Source organism: Acidovorax sp. CCYZU-2555 (assembly GCF_018413525.1).
GTDB lineage: Bacteria > Pseudomonadota > Gammaproteobacteria > Burkholderiales > Burkholderiaceae_C > Comamonas.
Genome location: NZ_JAHCDD010000107.1, coordinates 1 through 15647, shown reverse-complemented (window position 1 = coordinate 15647; position 15647 = coordinate 1). Strand labels below are relative to the sequence as shown.

Below are 15647 nucleotides of genomic sequence, written 5' to 3'. Positions count from 1 at the left end.
GTTTTCGAGGAAGAAAGTCGAGGTGCTGTCGTGGAACGGCCGGCTCATCATCGCAAAGGCGAGCCATGCCATGCCGCCGCCCGCGGCCAATGCCAGGCCCAGATCGCGCATGCGCCGGGCACGCGCCCGGCCTTGGGTCGACAGCGCGGGAATGCGCATGTTCTTGTCGCGCTTGGGCAGCCAGCGCAGGCCCAGCATGATCAGCACCGTGGTCACGACTTCCACCACCAGCTGCGTCAATGCCAGATCGGGCGCCGAGAACCACAGGAAGGTGATGCACACGCACAGGCCGCACACGCCCAGCATGATCAGCGCGGCCATCCGGTGGTATTTGGCTTTCCAGGCCGCGGCCAGCGCACAGGTGCAGCCCATCACCCACAGCAGCACGAACGCCGGCGATACCGGCAGCGTGCCGCGGTTGCCCAGTTGCAGGTCACGATTCCACAGCGAGAAAATGGCCGCGGCCATCGCCAGGCTCACCAGCCACAGCATCTGCCACTGCAGGCGCATGGTGCTGAGCATGCGGCGGCCGCGGCGCGCACCGGCTTGCAGCCAGGTGAGCACGTTTTCGAAGAAGCGGCGGCCATCGAAATGGCGCGCGATCGGCGCGGCCTCGGCATGGCCGGCCTTGCGCAGCCAGCGCAGCAGGCAGTGAATGGCGATGCCGCCCAGCAGCGCCAGAATACTCATGATGAACGGCGCATTCACGCCATGCCATACGGCCAGGCTGAACACGGGCAGCGTGCCGCCGACGACCGGCGTGGCCGCGGCGCGCAGGAACGCATCCATCGTCAACGCGGGGATGGTTCCGACCACCAGGCAGGCGAGCACCAGCAATTCGACGGGCACGCGCATCCAGTGTGGCGGCTCGTGTGGCGTCAGCGGCAGATCGGTGGCCGGCGGGCCGAAGAACACATCGGCCGTGAAGCGCAGCGAGTAGGCCACGCTGAACATGCCGGCCATCGTTGCCGCGACCGGCAGCCACGAGCGCACCCAGGGCGCGGCGTCGAGGTAGACGGTCTCGGCAAAGAACATTTCCTTGGAGAGAAAGCCGTTGAGCAGCGGCACACCGGCCATCGCCGCGCTGGCGACCATCGCCAGCGTGGCCGTCACGGGCATCATGCTGCGCAGCCCCGACAGGCGGCGGATATCGCGCGTGCCGCTTTCATGGTCCACAATGCCCACGGCCATGAACAGCGAGGCCTTGAAGGTCGCGTGGTTCATGATGTGGAACACGGCGGCCACCGCGGCCAGCGGGCTGTTGAGGCCCAGCAGCAGCGTGATCAGGCCCAGGTGGGAAATCGTCGAATACGCGAGCAGCGCCTTCAGGTCGTTCTGGAACATGGCCAGATAACCGCCCAGCAGCAGCGTGCACAGGCCCGCGCCGCCGACCAGCCAGAACCAGGCTTCGGTGTCGCCCAGCACCGGCCACATGCGCGCCAGCAGGAACACGCCGGCCTTGACCATGGTCGCCGAGTGCAGATAGGCCGAAACGGGAGTGGGTGCCGCCATCGCATGGGGCAACCAGAAGTGGAACGGGAACTGCGCGCTCTTGGTCAGGGCGCCCAGCAGGATCAGCACCAGCGCCGTGAGGTACAGATGGTGGTCGCGGATCTGCTGGCCCGCGGCAAGAATGTGGTCGAGGTCGTAGCTGCCGACGATATGGCCCAGCACCAGCATGCCCGCCAGCATGCACAGCCCGCCCGTGCCCGTGACCGTCATCGCCATGCGTGCGCCCTGGCGCGCATCCTTGCGGTGGTGCCAGTAGCCGATCAGCAGGAACGAGAACAGGCTGGTCAGTTCCCAGAAGAACGCCAGCTGGATGATATTGCCCGAGAGCACCACGCCCATCATCGCGCCCATGAACGCCAGGAAGAACGAGAAGAAGCGCGGCACCGGGTCGGCGGGCGACATGTAGTAGCGCGCATAGAGCACCACCAGCGAGCCTATGCCCAGCACCAGCATGCAGAACATCCAGGCGAAGCCGTCCATGCGCACGATCAGATTCAACCCCAGTGCCGGAATCCATGCTATTTCCTGGCGCAGCACGCCGCCATCGGCGACCTCTGGAAACAGCATTGCCACCTGGATGGCACAGCCCAGCGCAATCAGACCGGCCAATGTGGACTCGGTATTGCGGGCATTGGTCGGCAATACGGCAGCCAGCAGGCTGCCGAGGAAAGGCAGAATAATGAGGAAGATCAAGGGCATGTGCGTTGCATTTTACGGGCAAGCTGCGTAATTTCGCTATGAAAATCTGAGCATGTTCTCAATTAGGGTTATGGCGCGGACATAAAAAAACCGCCTAAGCGGAAAGGGCTCAAGCGGCGGTTGTGTTCGAGGTCAGGGGGCCGCCGGTGAAGCGGCTTTGTCGGCCGCCCTGGCCGGTGCGAGGGTGGGCGTGGCGCGGCCCTGGGGCAGGTGCCCGCCCGGAAAATGCTTGCCGTTGACCGTGAGGCCATCGGCGGAGAACTTGGCGGCCGAGGTGTTTCCCACGCCATGCACCCGGTCGATCAGGTCTGCCCAATCGACGAAAGCGGCTTTCTTGCGCTGGCTGATGATGCGCTGCGACAGCGCCGGGCCTATGCCCTTGACCGCGTCGAGTTCGGCCTGGGTGGCCAGGTTGGCGTCCACGCCCGCAAAAGCGCAGGCAGCGCACAGCAGGGCGGAAATGCTCAGGATTTTCTTCAACATGGCGCCGTCCCTTGTGGTCGTTCGCACTTTTCGCGTCGCGGCGAACCGTTGTACTTCAGGCTGGGCAAGGCGTTCTGATCGCCAGCCCAGTGGAGCGCATCGTAAGGTTGGAAGTTGAATGGCATGAATCAGGGTAAACCCGTTTCTTCATGCCATTTTTGCGCCAGATCAAAGTTCTTCGACGCGCCGTGCCGGGTAGCTGTCCCAGCTCTGGCAGCCCGGGCAATGCCAGAAATGCTGGCGCGCCTCGAAGCCGCAGGCCGCGCAGCGGTAGCGCGTCAGCGGCTTGCTGGCATGTTCCAGCGCACGCTGAACGGCGGGATGGTGCTCCTCCTCGGCAAACGGCTCGTCGGCGAGCCAGCGCGTGGCCGCGACCAGCGACGGCTCCTTGCCCAGATGGTCCACATAGCGCTTGCGGCCCGGCGCCTGGCTTGCGCCGCTGTCGGCATCGAGCGCGACCAGCGCCTGCAGCAGATCCAGCGACGGCGTGCGCAGGTACTGGGCTTCCAGCCAGGGCTGGATGGGCGCGTCGGTCAGCGCCTTGGCGATCTCGGGCAGCAGGGATGCGGCCAGGGGCAGGGCGCTGGGGCTTTTTTCGGCCAGGGCCTGCAGCGTGTCCCAGGCCTGAGCGGGCTGGCCCAGGCGCAGCTGCAGCCGCGCGAGGTCGATCTGCGGGCGTGCGGCGTTGGGCGCGATCAGCAGGGCCTGCTGGTGCTGGGCCATCGCCGCTTCAAGCTGGCCGCTCGCGGCCAGCCCATCGGCTTCTTCGCACAGATAATGCGCCAGGCGCACGCTGAAATCGCCTTGCTGGGCGGTCTGCATGCGCTGGGCAATTTCACCGGCCTGTTTCCAGTCGCGCGAGCGCTCGTAGATGGCCAGCAGGGCCAGCCGGGCTTCGGCCTCGAAATGCGTGCCTTCCAGGCGGCGCAGCGCGTCTTCGGCGCGGTCGAGCAGGCCGGCCTTGAGAAAGTCGAGGGCCAGCGCGTGCTGGGCGCGATCGCGGTCCGGGCGGCTCAGATCGCCGCGCGACAGCAGATGTTCGTGCACGCGCACCGCGCGGTTGTATTCGCCGCGGCGGCGGAACAGATTGCCCAGCGCAAAGTGCAGCTCCGACGTATCGGGGTCGTTCTGCACGGCTTCGATGAACGCATCGATGGCCTTGTCCTGCTGCTCGTTGAGCAGGAAATTGAGGCCCTTGAAATAGGCTTTGGGGGCGCTGCGGTTTTCCGCGCGCATTTGCCGGGCATCGAAGCGCGAAGCCAGCCAGCCCAGCACGAACGCCAGCGGCAGGCCCAGCAAAATCCAGTTGAGATCAAATTCCATGGAGGTCGTGCGGGGGCAGGGGAGGTGCGGGCGGGGTGGGTTCCGCGGCAGCGGCTGCGGGCGCCGCTTCAGGCTGGGCAGCGCGCTGGGCGGCGCTGCGGTGCTTGAGCCAGCGCGGCACCATGCCCAGCACGCCGGCCACCAGACCGGCGCCAAAGGCGGTGAGCACGATCAGTACCTGCGGCGCCGTCCACTGGGTGCCGAAGAAGAAGTGCACCGTGGCGTTTTGCTGGTTGTTCAGCGCAAAGGCGAAGAGAGTAAAAAAAATGGCCGCCTTGAGCAGCCACAGTATGTATTTCATGCGACCCCTTGTGTGATGGCCTGATTCTATAGGCCTTGGTTCACCTTCGGAGCGCGCCGACTCAAGGCCGGGGGCGTTGCGCCATGCTTTTGCCATCGGGTCGGTCGGTGATCCCGGGCAAGCGTTCGACGGGATCGGGGCCAGACGAGCGCGGGTTATTTCTTTTCGGCCAGCAACAGGGCCTGGGCGCCGCCGAGTTCTACCGTGCGTTGGTCAACGGCTTCGCGCAGGGCTTTGCCGGGCTTGAAGTGGGGCACGCGTTTTTGCGGAATATGCACGGCTTCGCCGCTGCGTGGGTTGCGGCCCATGCGTGCGAGGCGGTGGTTGACGGAAAAGCTGCCAAAGCCGCGGATTTCAATGCGTTGTCCGCGCACCAGGGCATCGCCCACCGCATCCAGAATGGTTTTCACTGCGAGTTCGGCGTCGCGTTGCGTCAATTGACCGAAACGTGCAGCCAGTTCTTCGACGAGATCAGAACGGGTCATCGAAAGCAAATCCAGTTTTTTAAGAAAAAACGGCGGGCGCCTTAAGCGCCCGCCGCATCCAACTCAAGCTAAGCGGTAGAGCTTACTTGTCGGAGTTGTCCAGCTTGGCGCGCAGCAGAGCGCCCAGGCTGGTCGTGCCGGCGCTTTCGCGCGACGATTGTGCCGACAGGGAAGCCATGGCTTCTTGCTGGTCGACCATGTCCTTTTGCTTGATGGACAGCTGGATGTTGCGGGTCTTGCGATCCACGTTCAGCACCACGGCAGTGACTTCGTCGCCTTCCTTCAGCACCGAGCGCGCATCTTCCACGCGGTCGCGCGAGATTTCGGAAACGCGCAGGTAGCCCAGGATGTCTTCGCCGAGGTCGATTTCAGCGCCACGAGCGTCCACGGTCTTGACCTTGCCGGTCACAATCTGGCCCTTGTCGTTGACAGTAGCGAAGGTGGTGAAGGGATCGCTGTCCAGCTGCTTGATGCCCAGGCTGATACGTTCGCGTTCCACGTCCACTGCCAACACGATGGCTTCGACTTCTTGGCCCTTCTTGTAGTTACGAACAGCGGCTTCGCCGGTTTCGTTCCACGACAGGTCGGACAGGTGAACCAGGCCGTCGATGCCGGCAGCCAGACCAACGAACACGCCGAAGTCGGTGATCGACTTGATCGGGCCCTTGACGCGGTCACCGCGCTTGGTGTTCTGCGCGAATTCTTGCCATGGGTTGGCCTTGCACTGCTTCATGCCCAGGGAGATGCGACGCTTGTCTTCGTCGATTTCCAGAACCATGACTTCGACTTCGTCGCCCAGCGACACGAGCTTCGAAGGAGCAATGTTCTTGTTGGTCCAGTCCATTTCGGAAACGTGCACCAGGCCTTCGATGCCGGGTTCCAGTTCCACGAATGCGCCGTAGTCGGCGATGTTGGTGACCTTGCCGAACAGACGGGTAGCCGAAGGATAACGGCGCGAAACGCCCATCCATGGATCGTCGCCCATTTGCTTCAGGCCCAGGGACACGCGGTTCTTTTCGGTGTCGAACTTCAGGATCTTGGCCGTGATTTCCTGGCCAGCCGTCACCACTTCCGATGGGTGACGCACGCGACGCCATGCCATGTCGGTGATGTGCAGCAGACCGTCGATGCCGCCCAGGTCAACGAACGCACCGTATTCGGTGATGTTCTTGACGACGCCTTGAACAATGGCGCCTTCCTTCAGCGTTTCCATCAGCTTGGCGCGCTCTTCGCCCATCGAGGCTTCCACGACAGCGCGGCGGCTCAGCACCACGTTGTTGCGCTTGCGGTCGAGCTTGATGACCTTGAATTCCAGGGTCTTGTTTTCGTAAGGCGTCAGATCCTTGATCGGACGCGTGTCGATCAGCGAACCGGGCAGGAATGCGCGGATGCCGTTGACCAGAACCGTCAGGCCGCCCTTGACCTTGCCCGAAGTGGTGCCGGTCACGAACTCGCCAGATTCCAGGGCCTTTTCCAGGGCCAGCCAGGAAGCCAGACGCTTGGCGGTGTCGCGCGACAGGATGGTGTCGCCGTAGCCGTTTTCGATGGAACCAATGGCCACCGACACGAAGTCACCGACTTGGACTTCGACTTCGCCCTGATCGTTCTTGAATTCGTCGAGGGGCACGTAGGCTTCCGACTTCAGACCGGCGTTGACCACCACGAAGTTGTGTTCGACGCGAACGACTTCAGCGGTGATGACTTCGCCAGGACGCATTTCCGTGCGTTGCAACGATTCTTCAAAAAGGGCGGCAAAAGATTCAGACATGTATTTCCTTGGCCGCAAACAGGTTTCCGAGAGCACAATTGCTCGCGTTTTTAAGGCTGCTTGCGGAGGTTGCGGACGGATCCGCGGGCTATAGTTCAATAACCCTTTGCCATTCGCTAGCCAGGGGCGAAAGTCGGCAAAGGGACCGGTGTCAGCGTTTCAAGACGGCTTGAAAGGCTGTCGCTCTTGCCACCAGTCAAGTACCTGCGTCACCACCTGTTCGATGGAGAGCGTGGAGCTGTCGAGGGACAAAGCGTCTGGTGCAGGCTTGAGCGGCGCCACGCTGCGCGACATGTCGCGGGCATCACGGGCTTCAAGGTCTGCACGAAGCGCCGTGATGTTAGCTGAAATTCCTTTGGAAATCAATTGTTTATACCTTCTCTCAGCACGGCATTCGGCCGATGCGATCAGGTAGACCTTGAGTTGCGCGCCCGGAAAGATCACCGTGCCCATGTCGCGGCCGTCGGCCACGAGGCCCGGCAACTGCTGGAATCCCAGCTGCAGCGCGACCAGTGCTTCGCGCACCTTGGGCAGGGCCGAAACGCGTGACGCATCCATGCCCGCTTCCTCGCTGCGTATCGCGTGGCCAACGTCTTCGCCATCGATCAGGATCTGATGGGTGGGAGTGAAGCGGATATCCAGTGAGCCCAGCAGAGCAACGATTTCGGCTTCGTGCGCGGGGTCGATGGCGATGCCCGCGCGGTGCGCGGCCAGGCCCGCGATGCGGTACAGCGCGCCCGAGTCGAGAATGCCATAGCCCAGGCGGTGGGCGATTTCAGCGGCGATCGTGCCCTTGCCCGAAGCCGTGGGGCCGTCGATGCAGATCACCGGAATCTGTGCGCGCGGCGTTTCGCAGACCGAGAACAGCGCTTCGAAATAGTCGGGGAAGGTCTTGGCCACGCATTGCGGGTCTTCGATGCGCACCGGCAATTGCTGCGGATTGAACGCCGCGAGCGAAAAACACATGGCGACGCGGTGGTCGTCATACGTGTGGATGCTCGCCGCGCGCCAATCGGCGGTCTGGGCCGGCGGCGTGACGCGCAGATAGTCCGCGCCTTCTTCCACCGTGGCTCCGAGCTTGCGCAGCTCGCAGGCCATGGCCGCGATGCGGTCGGTTTCCTTGACGCGCCAGCTCGCGATATTGCGCAGCGTGGTCGTGCCTTCGGCGTACAGCGCCATCACCGCCAGCGTCATCGCGGCGTCGGGAATGTGGTTGCAGTCGAGATCGATCGCCTGCAAGGGCCAGCGGCCGCGGCGCACCTGCAGCCAGTTGGGGCCGCTTTCGACTTCGGCGCCCATGGCCTGCGCGGCTTCGACAAAGCGGATATCGCCCTGGATCGATTGCGCGCCCACGCCCTGGATGCGCACGCCGGCGCTGCCTTGGGCCGCGATCGCGCCCAGCGCGATGAAGTAGCTGGCCGACGAGGCATCGGCCTCGACGTGGATATCGCCCGGTGAGCGATAGCGGCTGCCCGCGGGAATCGTGAAGCGCTGCCAGTTGTCGTTGTGCACCGCGATGCCGAAGCGCGCGAGCAGCTCCAGCGTGATGTGGATGTAGGGCTTGGAGATCAGTTCGCCGACGACTTCGATCTGGATGTCCTGCTGCGCGGCGCGCAGCGGCAGCGCCATCAGCAGCGAAGTCAGGAACTGGCTCGACACATCGCCGCGCACCTGGATGGGCGGCTGCTTGGCGTCAGCGGAAAAGTCGGCGGGCGTGATGCGCAGCGGCGGAAAGCCCGCATTGCCCAGATAGTCGATGCGGCAGCCAATTTGGCGCAGGCCGTCGACCAGATCGCCGATGGGGCGTTCGTACATGCGCGGCACGCCGCGCATGGTGAACTCGCCGCCCAGCAACGAAAGCGCTGCCGTGAGCGGGCGCATGGCCGTGCCCGCGTTGCCGAGGAACAGTTCGGCGGCCGTGCCTGCGGGCAGGGCGCCGGCGATGCCCGTGATGCGCAGGGTGCTGGCGCCGCGTTCAATCATGCAGCCGATCTGCTCCAGCGCGGTCAGCATCACGCGCGTGTCGTCCGAATCGAGCAGGTCGTGCACCGCGGTCGTGCCTTCGCTGAGCGCGGCCAGCAGCAGAACGCGGTTGGAAATGCTTTTCGAGCCGGGCAGGAGGACTTCGCCGCCAGCGGCGGCAAGTGCGGGAATGTCGAGGAATTCGGTCTTGAACATGGCGCGTTCTCAGCGTGCGGGCTCAGGCGCCCTGGAAGTCGGGAGGAGTGGCGCGTGGGCCCTGGCGCCAGTGGGCCCGGGCCGCGCTGGCAAGCGTGATCCGGTCCTGTAGCCCCTGGCCGTCGCCCTGGAGAATCAGTTCTTCGAGGTTTTCGAGCGCCTGGCGGAACTGGCGCGACTGCGCCAGCACCTGTTCGCGATTGGCGAGCAGAATGTCGCGCCAGATCTGCGGATTGCTCGCCGCGATGCGCGTGAAGTCGCGAAACCCCGGGCCCGCGAGCGCCAGCGTGGCATCGGCTCCGGGCTGGGACAGCACGCTTTGCATCATCGCGAACGCCAGCAGATGCGGCAGGTGGCTCACCGTGGCCAGCGTCGCATCATGCGCCTCGGGCGACATGCTGTGCACTTCGCAGCCCAGCGCCTGCCAGATTTGACGCGCCTGCTCGAGCTGCACCGTGAGCGTGCGTTCAGTAGGGGTGAGCACCACATGGCTGCCCACGTACAGATTGGCATCGGCGTGCTCCACGCCCGCGACTTCCTTGCCCGTGATCGGGTGGGCCGGAACGAACGAGCCTATGCGGTCGCGCAGCCCCGAGCGCGCGGCCTGGACCACGTCGGTCTTGGTCGAGCCCACGTCCATGATCAGCATGCCCGGCGTGACCAGATGCTTGATCGACTTGAGCGTGGCTTCGGTCGCCGCCACGGGCACGGCCAGCAGCACGATGTCGGCGCCGGCCGCGGCGAGCAGCGCCGAAGGCGCCTCGACATCGATCACGCCCAGCTGGCGCGCGCGTTCGGTGGTGGACGGGGACTTGCTGTAGCCGACCACGCGTTTGACCAGGCCGGCTTTCTTCAGCGCCAGCGCAAACGATCCACCCATCAGGCCGCAGCCTATGAGCCCCAGTTGTTCAAACATCCACACACTCCGACGGCAGAAAAGGACCAGGCAATAAAGACATCACGCAGGCGTGGGGTAGGCGCCCAGCATCTTGTAGAACGCGCACAGGCCTTGCAGCTCTTCCAGCGCCTTGGCCACATTCGGCTCGGACGGATGGCCTGCGAGGTCGATGTAGAAGTAGTACTCCCACTGGCCGGTGCGCGCAGGCCGCGACTCGAAGCGCGTCATCGACACGCCATGGGTCTTGAGCGGCACCAGCAGGTCGTGCACGGCGCCGGGACGGTTGGGCACGGAAATGATCAGGCTGGTCGAATCCTTGCCGGTCGCCTGGGGCATGGCCAGCGTCTGCGGCAGGCAGATGATCGCAAAGCGCGTGCGGTTGTAGGCTTCGTCCTGGATCGCATGGGCCACGGTGTACAGGCCGAACTGCTGCGCCGCGCGCTCGCCGGCCAAGCCCGCCCAGGTGGGGTTGAGCGACGCCAGGCGCGCGCCTTCGGCATTGCTGTCGACCGGGCGGCGTTCGGCATGCGGCAGGTGCTTGGTCAGCCAGCCCTGGCACTGGGCCAGCGCCTGCGGATGGGCCGCGACGACTTCGATGTTTTCCAGCGAATCGCTCATGCGCAGCAGGTTGTGGCGGATCAGCAGGCTGACCTCGCCGACCACATGGCAGGGCGTGTGCAGGAACATGTCGAGCGAGCGCGTGACCACGCCTTCGGTCGAATTCTCCACGCCCACCACGCCGTACTGGGCACTGCCCGCGGCGGTGGCATGGAACACTTCGTCGAAATTGGCGCAGTACATCAGATCGGCGGCGCCGCCGAAGTAGTCGACCGCCGCCTGCTCGCAGAACGTGCCCGCGGGGCCCAGCACGGCCACGCGCTGGGGCGATTCGAGCGCCAGGCAGGCCGACATGATTTCGCGCCAGATCGCCGACACATGGTTGGCCTTGAGCGGGCCGGGATTGGCAGCTTCGATCTTCTGGATCACCTGGGCCACGCGGTCGGGCCGGAAGAACGGCGTGCCTTCGCGTTTCTTGACTTCTCCGACCTGTTCGGCCACCCGGGCGCGCTGATTGACCAGCGACAGCAGTTGCTGGTCGATGCTGTCGATCTGCAGGCGCAGGTCTGAAAGGTCAGGTGAAGCTTGGGGCGTGTTCATGGCGAAAAGTCTCTCAGGCGTGTTGTTGTTCGAAAGCGTGCAGGTAGTCGACCAGCGCTTGCACGCCGGCCAGCGGCATGGCGTTGTAGATGCTCGCGCGCATGCCGCCCACCGACTTGTGGCCCTTGAGCTGCAGCAGGCCGCGCTCCTTCGCGCCGGCCAGGAAGGCGTCGTTGAGCGCTTCATTGCGCAGGAAGAACGGAATGTTCATGCGCGAGCGGCAGTTGGGCGCGACCTTGTTCAGGTACAGCTGCGACTGGTCGATGCTGCGGTACAGCAGCTCGGCCTTGGCGATGTTGCGCTGCTCCATCGCGGCGATGCCGGTCAGCTCGCCTTCGCGCTGGCGCTTGAGCCACTGGAAGGTCAGGCCGGCGATGTAGATGCCCCAGGTCGGCGGTGTGTTGTACATCGACTGGTTGTCGGCGACGGTCTTGTAGTTGAACGCGCTGGGGCAGGCGGGCAGGGCATGGCCCAGCAGGTCTTCGCGCACGATGACGATGGTCAGGCCGGCAGGGCCGATGTTCTTCTGCGCGCCGCCGAAGGCCAGGCCCACGCGGCTCCAGTCGACCGGGCGCGACGCCACATGCGACGAGAAGTCGATCACCAGCGGAGCATCGCTGCCCAGCGCCTTCAGATCGGGCAGCTCATGAAACTCGACGCCGTGGATGGTTTCGTTGCTGCAGATGTGCACATAGCTCGCGCCGCGGCTCAGATCCCAGCTCGCCGCGGGCGGGATGGCGGTGAAGTTGCTGTCTTCGCCGCTGGCCGCGACATGCGCCTGGGCTGCGTACTTGCCTGCTTCCTTGACCGACTTCTGGCTCCAGCTGCCCGTGAGCACGAAGTCGACCGTGGCGGCATGCGACAGGTTCAGCGGAACGATGGCGTTCTCGGCCAGGCCGCCGCCCTGCATGAACAGGATCTTGAAGTTCGCGGGCACGGCCAGCAGCTCGCGCAGGTCGGCTTCGGCCTGCTCGTAGATGGCGATGAATTCCTTGCCGCGGTGGCTCATTTCCATCACGCCCATGCCGCTGCCGTGCCAGTCGAGCATTTCGGCCGCGGCCGTTTCCAGAACCTCGGCAGGGATGGCAGCAGGGCCGGCGGAGAAGTTGTAGGGGCGATTCATGGTGTCTACCGGAATGAAAATGGAGCAGGGCGGCGCGCGGCCGTGCGTTGGGGGAGAACTGTAAACGGGCACGCCGGCATTGCCGGCGTGCTGGGAGTGGCAGGAATTACGCCTGGGGCGCTGCGTCGCTGCCGTCCGTTGCGGAGGTGTCGCCGGCTTCGGCTTCGGCATCTTCCGCCACGGCCTGGGCATCGTTTTCGGCGATGCGTTGCAGGCCGCTGAGCTGCGAGCCGTCGTCCAGCGCGATCAGGGTCACGCCCTGCGTGGCGCGGCCGAGTTCACGGATTTCGGAGACACGCGTGCGCACCAGAACACCCTTGTCGGTGATCAGCATGATTTCGTCATCGGCGCGCACCAGCGTGGCGGCAACGACCTTGCCGTTGCGCTCGGATTGCTGGATGGCGATCATGCCCTTGGTGCCGCGGCCGTGGCGCGTGTACTCGGAAATGCTGGTGCGTTTGCCGTAGCCGTGCTGCGTGGCGGTGAGCACGCTTTGCGGGTTGGTGTCGGAGTCTTCCGCCACCAGCATCGCGATCACGCTCTGGCCTTCTTCGAGCATCATGCCGCGCACGCCGCGGGCCTGGCGGCCCAGCGGACGCACGTCGTTCTCGTCGAAGCGCACGGCCTTGCCGCCGTCGCTGAACAGCATCACGTCGTGCGCGCCGTCGGTCAGCGCGGCGCCGATCAGGTAGTCGCCGTCGTCGAGGTTGACGGCAATGATGCCGGCCTTGCGCGGGTTGTTGAACTCGTTGAGCGCGGTCTTCTTCACGGTGCCCATGCTCGTGCCCATGAACACGTAGCGGTCTTCAGGGAAGGTGCGCATGTCGCCGGTCAGTGCCAGCACGACGTTGATCTTCTCGCCTTCCTGCAGCGGGAACATGTTGACGATGGGGCGGCCGCGCGAACCGCGCGAGCCCGCGGGCACTTCCCAGACCTTGAGCCAGTACAGGCGGCCGCGGTTGGAGAAGCACAGCAGGTAGTCGTGCGTGTTGGCGATGAACAGCTGGTCGATCCAGTCGTCTTCCTTCGTCGCCGTCGCCTGCTTGCCGCGGCCGCCGCGCTTTTGCGCGCGGTATTCGGACAGCGGCTGGCTCTTGATGTAGCCGGTGTGGCTCAGCGTGACCACCATGTCGGTGGGCGTGATCAGGTCTTCGGTCGACAGGTCTTGCGCGCTGTATTCGACGCTGCTGCGGCGCGCGCCGATCTTGCTCTGGCCGAACTCGGTCTTGAGCGCCGTGAGTTCTTCGCCGATGATCACCGACACGCGGCCGGGCTTGGACAGGATGTCGAGCAGATCTTCGATCATCGCCATCACGTCCTTGTACTCGGCGACGATCTTGTCCTGCTCCAGGCCGGTCAGGCGCTGCAGACGCATCTGCAGGATTTCCTGGGCCTGGGTTTCCGACAGGCGGTACAGCCCGTCCTTGCCCATGCCGAACTCGACTTCCAGGCCTTCGGGGCGGTAGTCATCGGCGGTGACCACGCCGCCGTCTTCACGGGTGCGGGTGAGCATTTCGCGCACCAGCTTGCTGTCCCAGGCGCGCGTCATCAGCTCGGCCTTGGCCACGGGAGGCGTGGGCGCGTTGCGGATGATGGCGATGAAGTCGTCGATGTTGGCCAGGGCCACGGCCAGGCCTTCGAGCACATGGCCGCGATCGCGTGCCTTGCGCAGCTCGAACACCGTGCGGCGCGTGATCACTTCACGGCGGTGCTGCAGGAACACCGCGATCAGTTCCTTCAGGTTGCACAGGCGGGGTTGACCGTCGATCAGCGCCACCATGTTCATGCCGAAGGTGTCCTGCAGCTGGGTCTGCTTGTACAGGTTGTTGAGCACCACTTCGGGCACTTCGCCGCGCTTGAGTTCGATCACCAGGCGCATGCCCGACTTGTCGGACTCGTCCTGAATGTGGCTGATGCCTTCGATCTTCTTCTCGTGCACCAGCTCGGCCATGCGCTCCTGCAGCGTCTTCTTGTTGACCTGGTAGGGCAGCTCGTCGACGATGATCGCCTGGCGCTGGCCGCGGTCGATATCTTCGAAGTGGCACTTGGCGCGCATCACGACGCGGCCACGGCCCGTGCGGTAGCCGTCCTTCACGCCGTTGATGCCGTAGATGATGCCGGCCGTGGGGAAGTCGGGCGCGGGCACGATTTCCATCAGCTCATCGATCGTCGCTTCGGGGCTTTGCAGCAGGTGCAGGCAGGCGTCGACGACTTCGTTGAGGTTGTGCGGCGGAATGTTGGTGGCCATGCCCACGGCAATGCCGGAGGAGCCGTTGACCAGCAGGTTGGGCAGGCGGCTGGGCATGACCAGCGGCTCGCGTTCGCTGCCATCGTAGTTGGGGCCGAAGTCGACGGTTTCCTTGTCGATATCGGCGATCATTTCATGCGCGATCTTGGCCAGGCGGATTTCGGTGTAACGCATCGCGGCGGCGCTGTCGCCGTCGACCGAGCCGAAGTTGCCCTGGCCATCGACCAGCATGTGGCGCAGGGAGAAGTCCTGGGCCATGCGGACGATGGTGTCGTACACCGCGGAGTCGCCATGCGGGTGGTACTTACCAATCACATCACCGACGATACGCGCGGACTTCTTGTAGGGGCGGTTCCAGTCGTTGTTCAACTCATGCATGGCATAGAGGACACGACGGTGAACCGGCTTGAGGCCATCGCGTGCATCGGGCAGCGCGCGGCCCACGATCACGCTCATGGCGTAATCGAGATAACTGCGACGCATCTCCTCTTCAAGGCTGATGGGCAGAGTTTCTTTGGCAAACTGGGTCATGGACTGCGACTTTGACGGCAAGGGAGGCTCATTTTAGAGTCATTGGGCTGTAGTTGCTGCGCAACATATCCCGCGAATTACGCTTTTGTCGTACCGACCCCACCGCCGAGCCCGGGTCATTCGCATGTTACGTATGGCACAATCATTTCCAACGTTCTTGGTGATGGCCACTAATGACGTCCACAAATACGCAGCGCGGCTGCGGCTTTTTCCCCAAGAGGAGAACCATGAAGAAACTGAACAAAGTTGCAATGTTGTTTGCCTGCGCCGCACTGGCTACGGCTGCTGGCGCTCAAGTCAAGGCTGCCAATGGCGGTAATGTGATCGACAACTGGCAAAACGGTACCAGCGAGCTGGTCTGGAAGAATGGCACGAACGAACTGTGCTGGCGCGATGCCAACTGGACACCTGCAACGGCTGCTGCCGATTGCGACGGTGCTCTGAAGCCCGCACCCGTGGCTGTTGCTCCCGCTCCTGCAGTGGTCGCTCCCGCACCGGCACCCGCACCCGCACCTGCTCCAGCAGTCGCGACCAAGGTCACCTACGCAGCTGACGCGTTCTTTGACTTCGACAAGTCCGTTCTGAAGCCAGCTGGCAAGGAAAAGCTCGACGACCTGGTCTCCAAGGTCAAGGGCGTGAATCTGGAAGTCATCATTGCCGTGGGTCACACCGACTCCGTTGGCTCCGATGCTTACAACCAGAAGCTGTCGGTGCGTCGTTCGGAAGCCGTCAAGGCTTACTTGGTGTCCAAGGGCATCGAAAAGAACCGCGTCTACACTGAAGGCAAGGGCGAAAAGCAACCCGTCGCCGACAACAAGACCGCCGAAGGCCGCGCGAAGAACCGTCGCGTGGAAATCGAAGTGGTCGGCACCCGCGCCGCTCAGTAATCTCCGGATTACCCTGAAAAGCCCCGGAGACGGGGCTTTTTTTATGGCCTATC

At 64.2% G+C, this 15647-nt stretch carries 12 protein-coding genes; 1 reads left to right on the top strand and 11 read right to left on the bottom strand.

What is annotated here, in order from left to right; all coding sequences use genetic code 11:
• The 11 genes from KHY18_RS24940 to gyrA form a co-directional block, all read right to left on the bottom strand.
• Positions 1-2211 (bottom strand): monovalent cation/H+ antiporter subunit A (locus tag KHY18_RS24940; RefSeq protein WP_213306501.1); only part of this gene is annotated, 2211 nt, incomplete at its 3' end.
• A gap of 132 nt (positions 2212-2343) precedes the next feature.
• The gene (locus tag KHY18_RS24935; protein WP_213306498.1) at positions 2344-2694 is read right to left on the bottom strand and encodes a ComEA family DNA-binding protein; all 351 of its coding nucleotides are present in this window, start codon (positions 2692-2694) and stop codon (positions 2344-2346) included.
• A gap of 168 nt (positions 2695-2862) precedes the next feature.
• On the bottom strand, positions 2863-4017 hold the full coding sequence (lapB, locus tag KHY18_RS24930) for a lipopolysaccharide assembly protein LapB (RefSeq protein WP_213306495.1): 1155 nt from the start codon (positions 4015-4017) through the stop codon (positions 2863-2865).
• Positions 4007-4318 (bottom strand): LapA family protein, encoded by a 312-nt coding sequence (locus tag KHY18_RS24925; RefSeq protein WP_213306492.1) that lies wholly within the window; start codon positions 4316-4318, stop codon positions 4007-4009. The genes lapB and KHY18_RS24925 overlap by 11 nt, the downstream gene beginning before the upstream one ends.
• Positions 4319-4473: 155 nt before the next feature.
• Positions 4474-4803, bottom strand: a complete 330-nt coding sequence (locus KHY18_RS24920) for an integration host factor subunit beta (RefSeq protein WP_213306488.1) — start codon at positions 4801-4803, stop codon at positions 4474-4476.
• Between the two features lie 82 nt (positions 4804-4885).
• Positions 4886-6571, bottom strand: a complete 1686-nt coding sequence (gene rpsA / locus KHY18_RS24915; protein ID WP_159915580.1) for a 30S ribosomal protein S1 — start codon at positions 6569-6571, stop codon at positions 4886-4888.
• 159 nt (positions 6572-6730) lie between these two features.
• Complete coding sequence (locus KHY18_RS24910; RefSeq protein WP_213306485.1) at positions 6731-8749, bottom strand: bifunctional 3-phosphoshikimate 1-carboxyvinyltransferase/cytidylate kinase; 2019 nt, start codon at positions 8747-8749, stop codon at positions 6731-6733.
• A 22-nt stretch (positions 8750-8771) separates the two neighbouring features.
• Entirely contained in the window at positions 8772-9665 is an 894-nt protein-coding gene (locus KHY18_RS24905) for a prephenate dehydrogenase (protein WP_213306482.1), read from the bottom strand.
• Between the two features lie 42 nt (positions 9666-9707).
• Positions 9708-10805 carry a prephenate dehydratase gene (gene pheA / locus KHY18_RS24900; protein WP_213306479.1) on the bottom strand — a complete coding sequence of 366 codons (1098 nt, stop codon included), beginning with the start codon at positions 10803-10805 and terminating at the stop codon, positions 9708-9710.
• 13 nt (positions 10806-10818) lie between these two features.
• On the bottom strand, positions 10819-11928 hold the full coding sequence (gene serC, locus KHY18_RS24895; RefSeq protein WP_213306476.1) for a 3-phosphoserine/phosphohydroxythreonine transaminase: 1110 nt from the start codon (positions 11926-11928) through the stop codon (positions 10819-10821).
• 106 nt (positions 11929-12034) lie between these two features.
• Positions 12035-14707 (bottom strand): DNA gyrase subunit A, encoded by a 2673-nt coding sequence (gyrA, locus tag KHY18_RS24890; protein ID WP_213306473.1) that lies wholly within the window; start codon positions 14705-14707, stop codon positions 12035-12037.
• Between the two features lie 227 nt (positions 14708-14934).
• On the opposite strand from gyrA, the gene ompA reads away from it, so the two are divergent.
• Positions 14935-15594: an outer membrane protein OmpA gene (gene ompA, locus KHY18_RS24885; protein WP_213306469.1), complete on the top strand. Its 660-nt coding sequence runs from the start codon at positions 14935-14937 to the stop codon at positions 15592-15594.
• Positions 15595-15647 lie beyond the last annotated feature (53 nt).

Coding starts and splice junctions, on each gene's coding strand:
- KHY18_RS24935 (WP_213306498.1), bottom strand. CDS start 2,694: ATGTTGAAGAAAATCCTGAGCATTTCCGCCCTGCTGTGCGCTGCCTGC.
- lapB (WP_213306495.1), bottom strand. CDS start 4,017: ATGGAATTTGATCTCAACTGGATTTTGCTGGGCCTGCCGCTGGCGTTC.
- KHY18_RS24925 (WP_213306492.1), bottom strand. CDS start 4,318: ATGAAATACATACTGTGGCTGCTCAAGGCGGCCATTTTTTTTACTCTC.
- KHY18_RS24920 (WP_213306488.1), bottom strand. CDS start 4,803: ATGACCCGTTCTGATCTCGTCGAAGAACTGGCTGCACGTTTCGGTCAA.
- rpsA (WP_159915580.1), bottom strand. CDS start 6,571: ATGTCTGAATCTTTTGCCGCCCTTTTTGAAGAATCGTTGCAACGCACG.
- KHY18_RS24910 (WP_213306485.1), bottom strand. CDS start 8,749: ATGTTCAAGACCGAATTCCTCGACATTCCCGCACTTGCCGCCGCTGGC.
- KHY18_RS24905 (WP_213306482.1), bottom strand. CDS start 9,665: ATGTTTGAACAACTGGGGCTCATAGGCTGCGGCCTGATGGGTGGATCG.
- pheA (WP_213306479.1), bottom strand. CDS start 10,805: ATGAACACGCCCCAAGCTTCACCTGACCTTTCAGACCTGCGCCTGCAG.
- serC (WP_213306476.1), bottom strand. CDS start 11,928: ATGAATCGCCCCTACAACTTCTCCGCCGGCCCTGCTGCCATCCCTGCC.
- gyrA (WP_213306473.1), bottom strand. CDS start 14,707: ATGACCCAGTTTGCCAAAGAAACTCTGCCCATCAGCCTTGAAGAGGAG.
- ompA (WP_213306469.1), top strand. CDS start 14,935: ATGAAGAAACTGAACAAAGTTGCAATGTTGTTTGCCTGCGCCGCACTG.